A 17,455-nucleotide genomic window follows, 5' to 3' on the forward strand; every position below is an offset into this window, starting at 1 on the left:
CGCCCACACGCCATCTGACTGCTCTTTTTTTAAGATCTCACCGCCTAATTGATTGAAGTGTGGCAAGGATCACACCGCCTTTTTCCCTGATTTCCTCATGGTTATTCCCTAAGTAATTTCCCAGATTGTGAGCCCTTTCACGTTCAGCTTTGTCATTTTGCCAGCCGCCTGTTGTAGATGGCACTCATAGGAAGGTGGCTTCTGTTACCGCTCCTTACACTGCAACACATCTAACAAGTAAGGAGTGCGGCTATGGCGGTGAAGAATATCGTGGCGGTGGATTTAGGTGCATCCAGTGGTCGGGTCATGCTGGCAACCTTGCACACCGCAACGCAGCATTTGACGCTGAAAGAAATTCACCGTTTCAGCAACAGGCTGGTGTTTCAGGACAACCATCACCAGTGGGATCTGGCCGCGCTGGAAGGCGATATCCTCACAGGATTACACCAAATCGATGCCATGGGTATCACCCCCGATAGCATCGGGATCGACAGTTGGGGCGTGGACTATGTGTTGCTGGATAAGGACGGGCAGCGCGTTGGCCTACCCTATTCCTATCGCGACCACCGCACCGACGGCGTGATGGCTACGGTCACCGCCGAGCTGGGGCGTGAGGCGATCTATCAGCGTACCGGCATTCAGTTCCTGCCATTTAATACGCTGTACCAGCTTAAAGCGCTGTGTGACACATCATTTGACGATCTGAATCAGGTGGCACACCTGCTGATGATTCCCGACTATTTTCACTATCGCCTCACCGGAAGTCTGGTCTGCGAATACACCAATGCCAGCACGACCCAACTGCTTAATCTGGAACAGAAAACCTGGGACAGCGAACTGCTGGACTATCTGGGCATCCCGCGCCGCTGGTTGAGCGATCCGGTGCAGCCGGGGCACGCCGTAGGGAACTGGACAGCACCAAGCGGACGGCAAATTCCCGTCACCGCTGTCGCCACGCACGACACCGCCAGCGCGGTGGTCGGCGCACCGTTACTGAGCCGCGACAGCGCCTACCTCAGTTCCGGCACCTGGTCACTAATGGGTATCGAGAGCGACACGCCGTTTAACAGCCCGCAGGCGCTGGCCGCCAATATCACCAACGAAGGTGGCGTGGATGGCACCTATCGGGTACTGAAAAACATCATGGGGCTGTGGCTGCTACAGCGCGTTTGTCAGGAGCGTGACATCAAGGATTTAGGCGCGCTGATTCAGTCTGCCGCCGCTCTGCCCGCTTTTGTCAGTCTGATTAACCCGAATGACGATCGCTTTATCAATCCGCCGTCCATGCATCAGGCGATCCGCGACTATTGCCGTGAGCACGGCCAGCCTGCGCCCCAAAGCGATGCCGAACTGGCACGCTGCATCTTCGACAGCCTCGCGCTGCTCTACCGACAGGTGGTAATGGAACTGGGCGAACTGCGCCACGCGCCAATCCGCCAACTGCATATTGTCGGCGGCGGCAGCCAGAACGCCTTCCTGAACCAACTGTGCGCCGATGTGTGCCAGATTCCGGTTCTGGCCGGGCCGGTCGAGGCCTCAACACTTGGCAATATCGGCTGCCAACTGATGGCGCTAGGCGCCGTCACCGACCTTGCCGCATTCCGGCACATGCTGACTCATAACTTCCCTCTGCATCGCTATACCCCGCGTGCGGAGAGTGATTTTGCCGGGCACTGGCGTCGTTTTCAGGCGCTCAGCCAGCCAGAAACCGCCCCACAGGGCAAAAAGGAGACCACGCAATGAGCACACCTATTGAAGCTGCCTGGCAGTTGGCAAAAACGCGTTATGCCAGCATAAATATTGACGTAGAGGCCGTGCTGGAACAGCTAGACCAGATTCCAGTGTCAATGCACTGCTGGCAGGGCGACGATGTGGCCGGATTCGAGAACACCGGCGGGCCACTCACCGGCGGCATTCAGGCCACGGGGAACTACCCCGGTAAGGCGAGCACACCGGATGAACTGCGTGCCGATCTGGAACAGGCATTCGCGCTGATCCCAGGCCCTAAGCGACTGAACCTACACGCCATCTATCTGGAATCTGCCCAGCCCGTCGCCCGCAACGAGATTGCCCCCGAGCATTTCAGCACCTGGGTTGAATGGGCCAAGCGCCACCAGCTCGGTCTGGATTTTAACCCGACCTGTTTTTCTCATCCGCTGAGCGCAGACGGCTTTACCCTGTCGCACCCGGACGAAAAAGTACGCCGTTTCTGGATTGAACACTGTCAGGCCAGCCGCCGGATTTCAGCCTACTTCGGGCGCGAACTCGGCACGCCATCGGTAATGAATATCTGGGTGCCGGACGGCATGAAAGATTTAACCATTGATCGACTGGCATTCCGCCAGCGACTGCTCAGCGCATTGGATGAGATCATTTCCGAACCGCTCGATCAGGCATATCACATCGACGCAGTGGAAAGTAAGCTGTTCGGAATAGGTGCGGAAAGTTTTACCGTCGGCTCCAACGAATTTTATCTTGGCTACGCAACCAGCCGCGGCACTGCGCTCTGTCTGGATGCCGGACACTTCCATCCAACCGAAGTCATTTCCGACAAGATCTCTAGTGCGATTCTGTACGTTCCGCGTCTGCTGCTGCACGTCAGCCGTCCGGTACGCTGGGACAGCGACCATGTGGTGCTGCTGGACGACGAAACCCAGGCCATCGCACACGAAATCGTGCGCCATAAACTGCTTAACCGCGTGCATATCGGGCTCGATTTTTTTGATGCCTCGATCAACCGCATCGCCGCCTGGGTCATCGGTACCCGCAATATGAAGAAAGCCCTGTTACGCGCGCTGCTGGAACCCACGGAAACGCTGCGCACACTGGAACAAAACGGCGATTACACCGCGCGTCTGGCCCTGCTGGAAGAGCAAAAATCACTGCCGTGGCAGGCCGTGTGGGAACACTACTGCCAGCGTCATGACGTCATCCCGGGCAGCGAATGGCTGCAACAGGTACGTCAGTATGAAGAAACCATCCTCACTCAACGTCAAGGGTAAGATTATGCAAGCAATTCTCTCTTCCTGGTTTGTACAGGGAATGATTAAAGCCACCAGCGACATGTGGCTCAAAGGCTGGGACGAACGTAACGGCGGTAACGTCAGCCTGCGCCTGACGGCTGAGGATGTGACGCCTTATGAAAGCGATTTCTACCCGCAGCCGCGTCATGAAGCCCTTTCACAGCCGATGCCTGCGCTGGCTGACTGCTGGTTTATCGTCACCGGCTCCGGCAAATTTTTCCGCAATGTGCAGTTGGATCCGGCCGATTCACTGGTGGTGTTGCAGGTCGATAGCGACGGTAAAGGCTATCGCATTTTCTGGGGGCTCACCAACGGCGGCCTGCCGACTTCTGAACTGGCTTCGCATTTCCAGTCACACATTGTCCGTATGGGCGTCACTCACGGACGCGACCGCGTCATCATGCACTGCCACGCGACCAATCTAATTGCCCTGAGCTATGTGCTGGAGCTGGATACCGCTAAGTTCACCCGTGAACTGTGGGAAGGCAGCACGGAGTGTCTGGTCGTCTTCCCGGACGGCGTGGGGATTGTGCCGTGGATGGTGCCGGGCACCGATGCCATTGGCGATGCCACCTCCGAACAAATGCAGCGTCATTCGCTGGTGCTGTGGCCTTTCCACGGTATCTTCGGCACTGGCCCGACGCTGGATGAAGCCTTCGGCCTGATCGATACCGCAGAGAAATCCGCCGAAGTGATGGTGAAAGTGATATCGATGGGCGGTAAGAAACAGACGATCTCAACCGAAGAGCTGATCGCGTTGGGTAAACGTTTCGGCGTCACGCCAATGGAAGCCGCGCTGCGCGTGTAGCAGATTTTAAGCATAAACTACTTTCAGCATAACATTAGCTTCAGCCTCAACTCGCCACGGCCTCACTGCCGTGGCGTTCTGCCAACGACTACGGGGGATTCATCCATGTTGCGTAAGGCTTTTGTGATGTCAGTTTTTCCTGACAGCCACGATGAATATCAGCGTCGCCACAATCCTATCTGGCCGGAACTGGCTGAGGTGCTCAAGAACCACGGCGCGCACCACTACAGCATTTTTCTGGATAAGCAGCGCAATCTGCTGTTCGGCTATGTCGAGGTCGAATCCGAAGCACGCTGGGAAGCGATTGCACAAACGGACGTCTGCCAGCGCTGGTGGAAACACATGAGCGACGTCATGCCCGCCAACCCTGATAACAGCCCGATTAGCGATGCGCTGGAACCGGTGTTCTATCTGGACTAACGCCTTCTCTGAATCACGCATCATCGTGTAGCGGTAATAACCTTACCGCTGCGTCATTACTGTTGAAGCTATAAAAAAGAAATAATGTGTCATTTAATTAATGAATCCCGTTACCTATAATTGTGACTTTAACGGTATAAATAATTATCGATTATTGATGGCTATCACATTTTATTTTCCCTACTTATGAAATATCCCTCTTTCACATTAAAAATAAAAACATTTATTAAAAAAATCTTTAACAATCGCTTTTTTTTAAAAAAAAATAAATTGATATTTTAAAAATAAACAGAATTTAGTGTCGGAATAATGAAAATTATTATTATTAAACTCCGTTTATTCATCAACCTCTCTTTATCGAATTACGTATTATAAAGATCTTATTTTCTTTGCCGTTATCACTACTACCTTCTCTCTATAATCAATAAGAATAGCGATGAAATTTTCCCAACTCACAGTGCTTTCTAAATTGTTACTCGGATTTTCCATCCTGATAGTTATGATGCTACTATTAGGCGTAGTTTCACTCCTCCAACTTAGTATTAACAATAGTCGTATTGATGAATTAAGCAGCAGCAGCCTCCCTGGCGTGCGATATAGTCTGGAAATGCGCGGTGTACTGTCTGAAACACGTTTGCAGCAAGTACAGTATATTGACTCAAAAACCCCCGAAGAACGCGAAGGCCACCGTAAAGAATTACTGCAAAATGCTGATGCCTTCATGACGGCGTTTAAGAATTACCAAACCATTGCCAACACTGAGGATAAAAAAGCACTGATCAAGGTGATTGGCGAAAATTTCTCTGCTTTCAACTCCGTCAACGCCACGCTGATTGACATCGTGAATCGGGGCGATTTGGAAGAAGCCAGTAAAATAAGTGGAGCAAGCTCTGGCAAGTATCGCGGCCAACTCATGAAAGATCTGGCGAAACTCGTCGAGATGGAAATCGCAACAACCAAAACGATCGTAGACAGCGCGGAAAGCACGTACCGCACCTCACAATACTATGTTTGGGGTCTGCTGGTGTTGGCGCTACTGGCAACCATTGCTATCGCGACCGTTATCTCACGTAATATTTCGCGCCAGCTCGGCGGCGACCCGCATTACGCTCAAGAGATCATGACCGAGATCGCGTCTGGTAACCTGACAGCACAAATCCACCTGCGTCAGGGTGACAACTCAAGTCTGCTCGCGTCAATCAACCACATGAACCAGCAGTTGATGAGCATCGTGCATACCATCATGAGCGGCAGCGAATCCATCTCACTGGCGTCCAACGAGATTGCTCAGGGCAACAGCGACCTATCGCAACGTACCGAAGAGCAGGCGGCTTCGCTGATTCAGGCATCGGCCAATATGCAGCAATTGACGCATACCGTGCGCCAGAATGCGGATAACGCCAAGGAAGCCAGCCAACTGGCACAGCAAACCTCGGAAACAGCTTCTCAGGGTGGGCTTATCGTGGACGACATGCTCAAGCGTATGCATGAGATCTCCGACAGTTCACAGAAAATTGTCGATATTATCGCCGTGATCGAAGGGATTGCCTTCCAGACCAATATCCTTGCACTGAACGCCGCTGTAGAAGCGGCCAGAGCGGGTAGCGAAGGGAAAGGCTTTGCCGTTGTAGCAGGCGAAGTCCGGACGCTGGCACAGAAGAGCGCCAACGCCGCCAAAGAAATCAAAACGCTGATCGAAGGCACCGTCGAGAAGATTACCGACGGCTCAGCGCGGGCAGACAAAGCCAGCCAAGCGATGTCGGAAATTGTGCAATCGGTAAAAAAGGTCACCGATATCGTGGCGGAAATTTCTCAAGCTTCCAACGAGCAGCACATTGGCATTAAAGAGATTAGCGTAGCGGTAGAACAAATGGATCGGGTTACCCAGCAGAACGCCGCGCTAGTTGAAGAATCCGCCACGGCAGCCCATGCAATGACGGAACAGGGGGAGCAACTGCGCGATGCGGTTCGTTTCTTCAAAGTTAATCAGGATCACATGCTGAGAATCCATTAATTCTCCTCTGCCCCGCTAGCAACCCGGCGGGGCAGCCACCTATTTCTGAGCGCTATTGTTTCTGATAACTATTGTTTCTGAACTCTCTTATTTCTAATAACTGCTGGCTCACCCTGTTTGCTTCATGAAAAAACGTTGACGTCTGGTTTAGGTAAACGGGGTTATCGTTGCCCCACTACACTACGTGCTGTGTTTTTACGTACCCGCTTTCTACGTCCCCCGTTTCTGCGCAATCTGTTTGCCAGTTGACGACTATTTTTACATCTCGCCGCACGGCGATAAGGAGAGAACATGGACGAGCACCCTCGATGGCTCGGTAAACCGCATCCGTTAGAATAAGAACCGTCTTCTTCCCCGACCTCTCTGTTCTCTCCGTCTGCGCCGTTTACCTCCCTTAATACCTTCATTTTTTTCCGCTTTACGTCCCTTTATCCGGGATGCGCGCCCGTGCGCGGCGGACAGGCAACATTAAGAGAGCAGCATCATGACCGATATGATCACGCAAACGGGGTATCGCCGCGCCCGTAAGACACCCACCGCCACCTTTGCGATTGCCCGCGAGGCGCAAAACAGCCTCGATCAAACACTGGCTAACCTGAATACGCATCTGCACGGCTTAAGCCATGATGACGTCATTGAGCGCCAGCAAACCTATGGCGAAAACCGCGTCGCCCATGAAAAAGCGCCGCACGCGCTGGTGCAGTTGGCCGCCGCGTTTAATAACCCGTTTATTTACGTACTGATGGCGCTGGCCGCGATCAGCTTTTTCACCGATTACTGGCTACCGCTGCGCCATCATGAAGAGACGTCGCTCACTGGTGTGATCATCATTCTGGTGATGGTGAGCCTGAGCGGCCTGCTGCGCTTTTGGCAGGAGTTTCGGACCAATAAAGCCGCCGAAGCACTGAAATCGATGGTGCGGACAACGGCCACCGTGCTGCGCCGCCCTCACGCCAGCGCCACCGCCGTCATGCAGGAAATTCCGCTTCAGCAGTTGGTTCCCGGCGATATTCTGACGCTTTCCGCCGGCGATATGGTGCCAGCGGATGTTCGGCTGGTGGAATCACGCGATCTGTTCGTCAGTCAGGCCGTCCTGACCGGTGAATCGCTGCCGATCGAAAAATACGACGTCTTCAGCGATATCAGCGCCAAAGGCTGTCAGCCCGCAGGCTGCGGCGGCGAGAGCGATCTGCTGGCGCTGTCCAACATTTGTCTGATGGGAACCAACATTTCCAGCGGCACGGCAACGGCCATCGTCGTGGCGACCGGCAGCCACACCTACTTTGGATCGCTGGCAAAATCGATTGTCGGCACCCGTTCCCAAACCGCCTTCGATCGCGGCGTGAACAGCGTAAGCTGGCTGCTGATCCGCTTTATGATCGTGATGGTGCCTGTCGTGCTGCTGATTAACGGCTTCACCAAAGGCGACTGGATGGAGGCGAGCCTGTTTGCGCTGGCGGTCGCTGTCGGCCTGACGCCGGAAATGCTGCCGATGATTGTCTCTTCGAATCTGGCAAAAGGCGCGATCGCCATGGCACGGCGTAAAGTGGTGGTCAAACGGCTGAACGCGATTCAGAACTTTGGCGCGATGGACGTCCTGTGCACCGACAAAACCGGCACACTGACGCAGGATCGCATCATCCTTGAACATCATCTGAATACGCAGGGTCAGGTCGACGCGAGCGTACTCCAGCTCGCCTGGCTCAACAGCGCGCACCAGAGCGGCATGAAAAACCTGATGGATCAGGCCATCATGCATTTTGGTCGTCATAATCCGGCCATCGCCGCACTGGGTCGCTATCGCAAAATCGATGAGCTACCGTTTGATTTCATTCGCCGCCGTCTGTCCATCATCGTTGCCGATGAACACAACCAGCAACGCCTGATTTGCAAAGGCGCGGTAGAAGAAATGCTGGCGGTCGCTACGCACGTGAGTGAAAACGGACAACGGTATGAACTGGACGACGAGCGCCGCAGTACGCTGAAAACGCTAGCGGAAAACTACAACCAGCAAGGGTTCCGCGTGCTGATGATCGGCACCCGTGAACTGAGTCCGGTGGGCAGCACGCTGCCGCTGAGCGCCGAGGATGAACGCGACCTGACAATTTGCGGCCTGCTGACGTTCCTCGATCCGCCGAAAGAAAGCGCCTCTGCCGCCATTCGCGCCCTGCATGAAAACGGCGTGACGGTGAAAGTTCTGACGGGCGATAACGCGATTATTACCAGCAAGATCTGCCGCGATGTCGGGCTGGAACCGGGCGAGGTGCTGGAAGGCAACGCTATCGATGCGCTCAGCGATGAGCAGCTCGGCGTGCTGGTAGAACAGCGCACCATTTTTGCCCGGCTGACGCCGCTGCAAAAATCCCGCGTGCTGAAAGCGCTGCAAGGGAATAACCATACGGTCGGCTTTTTGGGCGACGGTATCAACGATGCTCCCGCCCTGCGCGATGCGGATATCGGGATTTCTGTCGATACCGGCACGGATATCGCCAAGGAATCGGCCGATATCATTCTGCTGGAAAAGAACCTGATGGTGCTGGAAGAAGGCGTCATCAAAGGGCGCGAGACGTTCGGGAATATCATCAAATACCTGAACATGACTGCCAGCTCCAACTTCGGCAACGTGTTTTCAGTGCTGGTCGCCAGCGCCTTTATTCCGTTCCTGCCGATGCTGGCGATCCATCTGCTGATTCAGAACCTGATGTACGACATCTCTCAGCTGTCGCTGCCGTGGGACAAAATGGATAAGGAATTCCTGCGTAAACCACGCAAATGGGATGCCAAAAATATTGGTCGCTTCATGCTGTGTATCGGGCCGACATCATCGATTTTTGACATCACTACCTACGCGCTGATGTGGTTCGTGTTTGCCGCCAACAGCGTAGAACATCAGGCCCTGTTTCAATCAGGCTGGTTCGTTGAGGGGCTACTGTCACAAACGCTAGTGGTGCACATGCTGCGTACCCAGAAGATCCCGTTCATTCAGAGTACGGCGGCTCTGCCGGTGATGCTGATGACAGGGCTAGTGATGGTGCTGGGTATCTATCTGCCGTTCTCCCCGTTGGGGCCGCTGGTCGGTTTGCAGCCGCTGCCGTGGGAATATTTCCCGTGGCTGGCCGCCACACTGATTGGCTACTGCACCGTCGCTCAACTGGTCAAACGCGCCTATATTCGCCGCTTCGGCCAGTGGTTCTGATTCCTTCTTTGCCTCTTCACGGCGGGTGCGCTGCTGCCCGCCAAATCAGGAGTACCGATGAAACCTTCTCGCCATGCATTCAGGATCGTTGTCTTCTTTCTTACCCTTATTTCACTGATTAACGTCACGATGCTGCTTATCAGCATCTAGACTGTAAAAATACCGATACAGCGGCAAAAACATATACCACCTTAGGTGTATTATAAGTTAACGATCTGGTTACAAAAAAGAGAGGAAAAAGATATAAGTAATTAAATAATAATCAATATATTCTTATTCGTAGGGGGGTAAGCAAAATAGGCATGATTTTTTAAGGAAATCATGGGGTCAGCGCTAAACCATTCCCCTATTAGGCCGAAACTAAAATAAACCCCTGTCTACTTTTGCAGACTGCACATGTCAGGAACGGACTACTTGCAGACTATGGAGCTCATTTATGAAATTCCTTCATCACATCTCGATCCGTAGTAAGTTCATCCTTGCCCTTCTCCCACCCATCCTTGCCCTCCTGTGGTTCAGTTTTTCGGGCGTGATAGAACGCCGCAGTACAGAAAATGAAATGATCCGTATGGAGAAGCTCATCACGCTGGCGCGCGATGCAGGCGAGTACGTTCACCAGTTACAGCGTGAGCGCGGCTTGAGCGCAGGCTATTTTGGCAGTCAGGGGAAAAATTTTGGCCCGGAGCTTACCACGCAGCGGCAAGCCACCGATCGGGCACAGCAGGTGCTTGAGCAAACCGCCGCAAACCTGAGCCGTGCCGAGCTTGGGGATGCCGTCAGCGAGGAACTCGGGCGCGTCGCGCAGAAAATGCAACAGCTCGGAGAGCATCGCCGCAGTGTCGATAGCATATCGATACCCGTTGCCCAAGCCATCGGCTACTATTCCGATTCCATCAGCTATCTGCTGAATATCGTCGGGGATATGACTCATCTGGTCAGCGACGGCGGTATCGCCCAGCGGTTGGCGGCCTATTACAACCTACTAAACGTCAAAGAACAGGCTGGGCTTGAACGCGCCGTGCTCTCCAACACATTCTCTGCCAATAGCTTTGCAGCCGGTATGTTCGAACGTCTGAACCAGATGATTGGCCGAGGAGAGGCCTATACCACGGCCTATAACATGTTCGCTAATCCCGAGCTGCGCAGGGCTTTTGAGCAGGCTCTCAACAATCCTTCTGCACAAAGCGCACTTCAGATGCGTAATAAGGCCATCGCTTCTCCTGGCGGCAATTTTGGTATCGATGCGAGCCAGTGGTTTAACCAACAAACGGCAAAAATCGATGAGTTGAAAAAGGTTGAACAGCTCGCCACCAACGACCTGACAGCACAGGTGAATACCTTAGCCGCCGATGCCCGCCAGTCCTGGATTAGCTATCTGGTCGGTGCGCTGGTTTCTCTGCTCATGGCACTCGGTCTGGCTTCCATGGTCATGCGCAGCATCAACGAGCAGCTTCAACAAACGCTGACGACCATTCGCGAGATGGGCGGGGATCTTACGCGCCGCCTGCGAGTGCCGGGAACCGACGAACTGTCGCAACTGAATGAGGCGTACAACACCTCACTGGAAAACATCGCCGATATGGTGGTGAGTATTAAGCGCAGCTCGCAAACGATCGGACAAGCCAGCAGCGAGATCGCCAACGGCAATCAGGATCTGGCGCAGCGTACCGAAGAGCAATCCGCTTCACTGGTGCAAACCGCCAGCAGCATGGAAGAGATTACCGTTACGGTAAAACAAACCGCCGACTTTGCCGGACAGGCGCGTCAGTTGACAACCGAGGTGGATGAGCAGGCTCATCGTGTCGGCACCATTACCGAGTCGGCCAGCGCTGCGATGGAAAAAATTCAGGACGCCAGCCAGCGGGTGAACGAGGTGGTTTCCGCCATTGATGCCATTGCCTTTCAGACTAACCTGCTGGCGCTGAACGCAGCAGTTGAGGCTGCACGAGCGGGGCAGCATGGCCGCGGGTTCTCTGTCGTCGCGGCGGAAGTACGTCAGCTGTCGCAGCGCAGTGCAGACGAAGCAGGCAAAATCCGCGCGCTCATCGCCGACAGTATTGCCAGCGTCAGCGAAGGGACAAAGCTGGTGAACCAATCGAACCGGGGGATTAACGATATCGTCGCAGGTACCCGTAAAGTGCGCGATCTGGTGAATGAAATCGCGGTCGCCGCCGATGAGCAATCGTTGGGCATCGCACAAATTAACGAAGCGCTCAGCCAGCTAGAGATGGTCACGCAGCAGAATGCGACGCTGGTTTCTCAGGCTTCCGTTGCCAGCCAGTTACTGGATGAACAAGCGATTGAAATGGAATCGCTGGTCAGCCGCTTCAAGGTTGACGACAACGCACCGCCACAGCCTTTGCGGCAAGCGCTGTTATCAAGGTAGGCCATAAAAGAGACCTGCCCCATAGAAAACATCACGACAGCGCCTGCAACGGAGGGCGCTGTCGCTTATCAGCAACGTTCATTTCGCCCAGTACGAAGGCAAACAAATAAATCTGCCAGCCACCCCGTCCAACCTGTTACAAATGGCATACCATCGTGAGCATATTTTTTGGGCACGGGGATAGAAAGTAACGAATCAGCCACCAAACAAAAACAGATCAATGTACGGGCTTTTACGTGAAATAACGTGCGGATTTTCATCAAGCAGCGTCCGTAAGCGTACCTGCTGTCGGGTATTTGGTAACATGCCCGAACGGTTGAACCGCTGTACCCAGTACGCCACGCCAGCCTGCGTGAGTGCAGTATTCTCTGACTTAGCGTTATCCAGCAGGAACACCAGCCAATCCCATTTATTCAGCTTGTGCGCGAGAAAGTAATACACCTCAACGTGTTCTCTGGAAGACGCGCTGTCCAGACAACATTGAAGCTCAGACAGCGACAGATAAATTTTCTGCTGGTAAAACAGCTTCCGTGCCACCTTCGTAATAGCAATCGAAGGATTGCGCAGAGAATCCAGCAGTCGCTCACGTGCATCGTCACCCGTACGCAGAATAAGAATGCGCAACGCACTGTAGTAAAGGCTGGGATAACGTTCGTCCAGATTGCGCTCCGCCAGCGCCACAATGCCGTCATAACGATGCTCATCCAGCCCCCAGAGCGTGATTTTGCGCACGGCAACGGTACTCACCCGATCCAATGACGCAAGATAATGCGCAACCGGATCGTCGTTTCGTTCGCGCAGTAGCGCTGAGGCTCGCTGACGCACCAATGCATTCTTATCAAACAATAAGGCGATCAGTTGAGACTCAGATACGGGGAATGCGTTGTCTATCACGTACTGCAACGCCACCTGCTTGATGGGGGCGAACGAGTCTTTCAACAGAATGGTCAACACGTCGTGATCGACGTCCTTGTCCGCACTCAGCAAATACCGCGCCGCGTTCGCCCTGACTAACGGATCGTGATGCAGCATCGCCTGCTCAAAGATCTGCTTCAACGGGAAGCGCTCACGCTCAGCCAGAATATCCAATGATAGTCGGGCAACGGTTTTGTCTTCCGAACACAACCCCGCGAATAGCGACGGCGCGTGCGCCTCCTCAGACAGAAAGCTCACAATCTCATCCACCAGCGGCTGATGATCTTCCCGCTGACACTGCAACAACCAGAAGATGGCAGGCAAATTGGCGATAAAAGATGCGGTATTGTTCGGTGTTAACAGCAGCCGCACGCTCTGTTTAGCCGCCCAGCGTACCGGTTCCGCCCAATCGTTTACTCGTTCAATCAGCGCGGGCAATGCAGAGACCTCGTCCATGAAGCCCAGACACAGCACCGCACGCTGCCGAATATGCCCGTTATAGTGACGCGTGAGCGTTATCAGGTGTGATGCCGAACCCAGAGCATCAGCCTGCGCGGGCTGATAATAGTTATCTGGTGAGGCCACCAGCTTTTCCAACTGTTGCAGGAGTAAATCGTGCGATGCCATATTCACTGCCCTCTTCTTATCCTTTCACACACACCACCTGACGCAGCGTGTGCACAATTTCCACCAGCGATGACTGTGCCGCCATCACCTTATCGATATCTTTGTACGCCATCGGGATTTCATCGATAACGTCGCTGTCTTTTCTGCACTCGACGTGTGCGGTCGCGCGAATCTGGTCTTCTACGGTGAAGCGTTTTTTCGCGGCGGTACGGCTCATCGTTCTTCCCGCACCGTGGCTACAGGAACAGAAGCTCTCTTCGTTCCCCAATCCGCGCACGATAAAGCTCTTTGCGCCCATCGACCCCGGAATAATCCCCATTTGGCCTTTCTGCGCCGACACCGCGCCTTTACGGGTGATCAGCACCGATTCACCAAAGTGCGTTTCGCGCTGCACATAGTTATGGTGGCAGTTCACACCTTCCTGCTGGGTGGTAAACGGCTTTGTCACAATGCGAGACAGCGCCGCCAGCGTATGCGACATCATCACTTCACGGTTATGACGAGCAAAATCCTGTGCCCATTCCACCGCTTCAATGTAATCGTCAAAGTGCAGGCTTCCTTCCTCGAAATACGCCAGATTACGGTCCGGCAGATTCGCGATGTGCTGCTGCATATCTTCCTGCGCCAGCTTGATGAACAGCGACCCAATCGCGTTCCCTACACCACGTGACCCGCTGTGCAACATCACCCACACGCGATCCACTTCATCCAGACAGATTTCAATAAAGTGGTTACCCGTTCCTAATGTTCCCAGATGCTGATAGTTGTTGGTTTTCAGCAACTGTGGGTATTTATCCGTCAAACGTTTAAAACGCGGTGCCAGCAGTGACCAGTGCGTATCCACCGTTTGCGGCGGGTTCTGCCAGGAACCGACATCGCGTTTAGAACGCGTGACGCTACGCCCGTGCGGAACAGCCTGTTCAATCGCGCTACGCAGTCCCATCAGATTATCCGGTAGATCGTTGGCAACCAGTGACGTACGCACCGCAATCATCCCGCAACCGATATCCACACCGACCGCCGCCGGGATAATCGCGCCACACGTGGGTATCACGCTACCAATCGTCGATCCTTTTCCCAGATGCACATCCGGCATCACCGCCAGATGTTTAAAAATGAACGGCATTTTGGCCGTATTCAGCAACTGGTCACGAGCTTCCGGCTCCACAAGCACGCCCTGCGTCCACATTTTTACCGGTGCGCTATTCACGGGCGACATCATGTCGTAATCCTGCATTTTCATTTCTTCCATTTTCATTCTCTTTGTTTGTCATTATTCGCTATAGGTATTGCCAAAGGCGTGCCAGCTTTCTGAAAAAGACAAAATAAAAACATAACCAATTGATAATTAATAGTTAAAAAACAAAACATGCAAACTGGCAACGAAACAAAATAACCGATAAATTTATCCCACAGGATAGTAATTTATAGAAAGGTATAGTATGAAGCGTCGCGTCGTCATTGGTGTGCTGGGTACCACGCTGGACAAACGAGGTAAACGAGAAAATCGCTGGACGAAATGGCGGCCTACCGTCGGCCTGTGCCAACAGCCAGATTTTCCGGTCGACCGTCTGGAACTGCTGTACCAGTCACGCAACGAAGGAATGGCACAGCAGGTGGCAGAGGATATCGCCGTGGTGTCACCCGCCACGCGGGTCACGCTTCAGGCCGTTGAACTGCGCGATCCGTGGAATCTGGAAGAGGTCTACAGCGCCTTTCTGGACTTTGCGAGCCGCTACCCGTTCGATACCGAGAACGAAGAGTATTTCGTTCATATCACCACCGGCACTCACGTCGTGCAGATTTGCTGGTTCCTGCTGACCGAAGCCCGCTACCTGCCCGCCAAGCTGCTGCAAACCGCACCGGGGGAGAAAGCGGATCGTCCCGCACCGCAGGGCATCTACTCCGTTATCGATCTGGATCTTAGCCGCTACGCGACCCTCACCAGTCGTTTCCAACACGAGCAGGAGCGCTCCGTCTCGTTCTTGAAATCGGGTATAGAAACGCGCAATGCCACGTTCAACGCACTGATCGACCAGATTGAACGCGTCGCACTGCGTTCCACCGCACCGATGCTCTTAACTGGCCCAACGGGGGCGGGGAAATCCTTTCTGGCTCAACGCATCTATCAGCTACGCCAGTCCCGCCATCTGGTCAGCGGTCGATTTGTCGCGGTTAACTGCGCCACGCTGCGTGGCGATAACGCGATGTCGACACTGTTCGGCCACGTAAAAGGGGCGTTTACTGGTGCGTTACAGGCGAGAACCGGACTGCTACGTGAAGCGGACGGCGGGATGCTGTTTCTGGATGAGATCGCCGAACTCGGGCTCGATGAACAAGCGATGCTGCTCAAAGCCATTGAAGAAAAACGCTTTTTACCCTTTGGCTCAGATAAAGAAGTCAGCAGCGATTTCCAACTGATCGCTGGCACACACCGCAACCTGCACGAGTGGATTGCACAGGGCAAATTCCGTGAAGATCTCTACGCCCGTATCAATATGTGGACCTTCCCTCTACCGGGGCTGGCGGAGCGTCGGGAAGATATCGAACCGAATATTGACTACGAACTCCAGCGCTTCACACGCGATCACCAAACGCAGATCCGCTTCGATAAAGACGCACGGCAGCGCTATCTCACGTTTGCCTGCTCATCGCAGGCCGCGTGGCGCGGCAACTTCCGCGAACTCGGCTCCTCCATCGCCCGCATGGCGACGCTGGCCGAGCAAGGCCGCATCACCGTGGCACTGGTAGAGGAAGAAATCACGCGCCTGCGGACCAATTGGCAAAGCGCTGCGCCAGCAACCGTGCTATCACCCAAATTACCGCCCGAACTCGCTAAGATCGACCTCAATAACCTCGACCTCTTCGAACAGCGCCAGCTTGAAACCGTGCTCGACGTCTGTCGTACCGCTAATTCGCTCTCCGAAGCCGGTCGCCGCCTGTTCGCCGTTTCACGCCAGCAAAAACAAAAGCCTAACGACGCTGACCGACTGCGTAAGTATCTGGCACGTTTTGGGCTGAGCTGGGAGGCGTTGAAGCGGGACAGGTAACACAAAATCCACAGAACACTTTCTATCCAGTTAACTTGACGAAATATCTAAAATATTAGATATTTCATTTACTGAGATAAGGAGGTAAACATTATGGCGCTAAAATTCTACGAAAGCCCGTTTCATGTAACGCATGACGCTGAGATTGCCAGCAAGATGGCAATGAAAATGGATTTATCAATCATGATTACTCATTTAATCAAAGAGAAAGGCTGGACACAAAAAGAGGCAGCGGAAAAACTGGGCATCAGCCAGTCGCGCGTTTCAGAACTGAAAAATGCCAAGATTGAGCTTTTCACTATTGACGCCATGTTCGACATGCTGGATGCACTCGGTTTCCGCGCGAAGATGTCGATGCCAAGCCTACATCAGGCATCAATCGCTATAACTGAAATCGAATCAGCAGGCTAACGTTTTTTACAGCGTTCAGTCTCCCTGACATCAGCCATAAGCGCTTTTAGCCGTTGTTCGGCCACCTCCTTAGCTTTACGATCAACGCCGTTGGTCGTTTTCTTAAAGGAATGCAAAACCACTACGGTATCAAGATATTTGGCAACATAGACACATCGATATGCAGGACTACCGTTTATCTTTAGTTCGATAACGCCGATACCAACCCCATCGAGGAAATCAATTGGCGATTTAGGATCTTGCCCATACTGAATGAGGCGCAAGTCTTTTCCAAATTCACCTTGTATATCAGCAGGAAGCGCTCGATATTCCCTTTCAGCAGCATCGTTAACAAATGCGAACTTTTTCAAGACAATCCCCTGTCACTATTTCCCGCAAACACCGAAATATCCTTTACTACAGCCAATTAAAATAAAAGAACAATCCTACTTATTTCCAAAACCAAAGCGACTTCTGCGGACTCCATTCCAAAACACGCTGTAACTCTACTGTAAATCCATCCACCCTATTCCACGTTTTCCGCCGTTGGAATACAGTCTCTGTGCTGCGGCAACATCCGCAACCGGGCTTGGAACCCCGACTATCTAGAACTGAAAACGCTTTGT

12 protein-coding genes are annotated in these 17,455 nt (G+C 53.3%); 9 read left to right on the plus strand and 3 right to left on the minus strand.

Features of this window, described 5'->3' with window-relative positions; all coding sequences use genetic code 11:
- The first annotated feature begins 252 nt into the window (after nucleotides 1-252).
- The 7 genes from rhaB (at nucleotide 253) to H0248_RS10130 (ending at nucleotide 11,847) form a co-directional block, all read left to right on the plus strand.
- Complete coding sequence (gene rhaB, locus H0248_RS10100) at nucleotides 253-1,743, plus strand: rhamnulokinase (RefSeq protein ID WP_180785834.1); 1,491 nt, start codon at nucleotides 253-255, stop codon at nucleotides 1,741-1,743.
- Nucleotides 1,740-3,002, plus strand: coding sequence for an L-rhamnose isomerase (locus H0248_RS10105; RefSeq protein WP_180785835.1), 1,263 nt, complete (start codon nucleotides 1,740-1,742; stop codon nucleotides 3,000-3,002). Before rhaB ends, H0248_RS10105 begins: the two co-directional genes overlap by 4 nt.
- Before the next feature lie 4 nt (nucleotides 3,003-3,006).
- Nucleotides 3,007-3,831 carry a rhamnulose-1-phosphate aldolase gene (rhaD, locus tag H0248_RS10110; RefSeq protein ID WP_180785836.1) on the plus strand — a complete coding sequence of 275 codons (825 nt, stop codon included), beginning with the start codon at nucleotides 3,007-3,009 and terminating at the stop codon, nucleotides 3,829-3,831.
- A 105-nt stretch (nucleotides 3,832-3,936) separates the two neighbouring features.
- A complete protein-coding gene (rhaM, locus tag H0248_RS10115) occupies nucleotides 3,937-4,251 on the plus strand; it encodes an L-rhamnose mutarotase (protein ID WP_180785837.1) in 315 nt (104 codons plus the stop codon).
- 436 nt (nucleotides 4,252-4,687) lie between these two features.
- Nucleotides 4,688-6,265 (plus strand): methyl-accepting chemotaxis protein, encoded by a 1,578-nt coding sequence (locus H0248_RS10120; RefSeq protein ID WP_180785838.1) that lies wholly within the window; start codon nucleotides 4,688-4,690, stop codon nucleotides 6,263-6,265.
- A gap of 484 nt (nucleotides 6,266-6,749) precedes the next feature.
- Complete coding sequence (gene mgtA / locus H0248_RS10125) at nucleotides 6,750-9,461, plus strand: magnesium-translocating P-type ATPase (protein WP_180785839.1); 2,712 nt, start codon at nucleotides 6,750-6,752, stop codon at nucleotides 9,459-9,461.
- A gap of 436 nt (nucleotides 9,462-9,897) precedes the next feature.
- Nucleotides 9,898-11,847: a methyl-accepting chemotaxis protein gene (locus H0248_RS10130; RefSeq protein WP_180785840.1), complete on the plus strand. Its 1,950-nt coding sequence runs from the start codon at nucleotides 9,898-9,900 to the stop codon at nucleotides 11,845-11,847.
- Nucleotides 11,848-12,042: 195 nt separating this feature from the next.
- Here H0248_RS10130 and H0248_RS10135 read toward each other — a convergent pair whose 3' ends face one another.
- Entirely contained in the window at nucleotides 12,043-13,389 is a 1,347-nt protein-coding gene (locus tag H0248_RS10135) for a HEAT repeat domain-containing protein (protein ID WP_180785841.1), read from the minus strand.
- A 16-nt stretch (nucleotides 13,390-13,405) separates the two neighbouring features.
- A complete protein-coding gene (locus H0248_RS10140; RefSeq protein WP_374705266.1) occupies nucleotides 13,406-14,641 on the minus strand; it encodes an RtcB family protein in 1,236 nt (411 codons plus the stop codon).
- A 190-nt stretch (nucleotides 14,642-14,831) separates the two neighbouring features.
- Here H0248_RS10140 and rtcR point away from each other — a divergent pair, with 190 nt between their 5' ends.
- Both rtcR and H0248_RS10150 read left to right on the plus strand, forming a co-directional pair.
- A complete protein-coding gene (rtcR, locus tag H0248_RS10145; RefSeq protein WP_180785842.1) occupies nucleotides 14,832-16,439 on the plus strand; it encodes an RNA repair transcriptional activator RtcR in 1,608 nt (535 codons plus the stop codon).
- Nucleotides 16,440-16,532: 93 nt separating this feature from the next.
- Complete coding sequence (locus H0248_RS10150) at nucleotides 16,533-16,850, plus strand: helix-turn-helix domain-containing protein (protein WP_039524384.1); 318 nt, start codon at nucleotides 16,533-16,535, stop codon at nucleotides 16,848-16,850.
- Here the strand turns inward: H0248_RS10150 and H0248_RS10155 are convergent.
- Nucleotides 16,847-17,200, minus strand: a complete 354-nt coding sequence (locus H0248_RS10155; protein ID WP_180785843.1) for a type II toxin-antitoxin system RelE/ParE family toxin — start codon at nucleotides 17,198-17,200, stop codon at nucleotides 16,847-16,849. The genes H0248_RS10150 and H0248_RS10155 overlap by 4 nt on opposite strands.
- Nucleotides 17,201-17,455: the final 255 nt, after the last annotated feature.

The organism is Pectobacterium brasiliense, from assembly GCF_013449685.1.
Lineage (GTDB): Bacteria > Pseudomonadota > Gammaproteobacteria > Enterobacterales > Enterobacteriaceae > Pectobacterium > Pectobacterium brasiliense_A.

Coding starts and splice junctions, on each gene's coding strand:
- H0248_RS10105 (WP_180785835.1), top strand. CDS start 1,740: ATGAGCACACCTATTGAAGCTGCCTGGCAGTTGGCAAAAACGCGTTAT.
- H0248_RS10120 (WP_180785838.1), top strand. CDS start 4,688: ATGAAATTTTCCCAACTCACAGTGCTTTCTAAATTGTTACTCGGATTT.
- rtcR (WP_180785842.1), top strand. CDS start 14,832: ATGAAGCGTCGCGTCGTCATTGGTGTGCTGGGTACCACGCTGGACAAA.
- H0248_RS10140 (WP_374705266.1), bottom strand. CDS start 14,641: ATGGAAGAAATGAAAATGCAGGATTACGACATGATGTCGCCCGTGAAT.
- rhaM (WP_180785837.1), top strand. CDS start 3,937: ATGTTGCGTAAGGCTTTTGTGATGTCAGTTTTTCCTGACAGCCACGAT.
- rhaB (WP_180785834.1), top strand. CDS start 253: ATGGCGGTGAAGAATATCGTGGCGGTGGATTTAGGTGCATCCAGTGGT.
- H0248_RS10135 (WP_180785841.1), bottom strand. CDS start 13,389: ATGGCATCGCACGATTTACTCCTGCAACAGTTGGAAAAGCTGGTGGCC.
- H0248_RS10150 (WP_039524384.1), top strand. CDS start 16,533: ATGGCGCTAAAATTCTACGAAAGCCCGTTTCATGTAACGCATGACGCT.
- mgtA (WP_180785839.1), top strand. CDS start 6,750: ATGACCGATATGATCACGCAAACGGGGTATCGCCGCGCCCGTAAGACA.
- rhaD (WP_180785836.1), top strand. CDS start 3,007: ATGCAAGCAATTCTCTCTTCCTGGTTTGTACAGGGAATGATTAAAGCC.
- H0248_RS10130 (WP_180785840.1), top strand. CDS start 9,898: ATGAAATTCCTTCATCACATCTCGATCCGTAGTAAGTTCATCCTTGCC.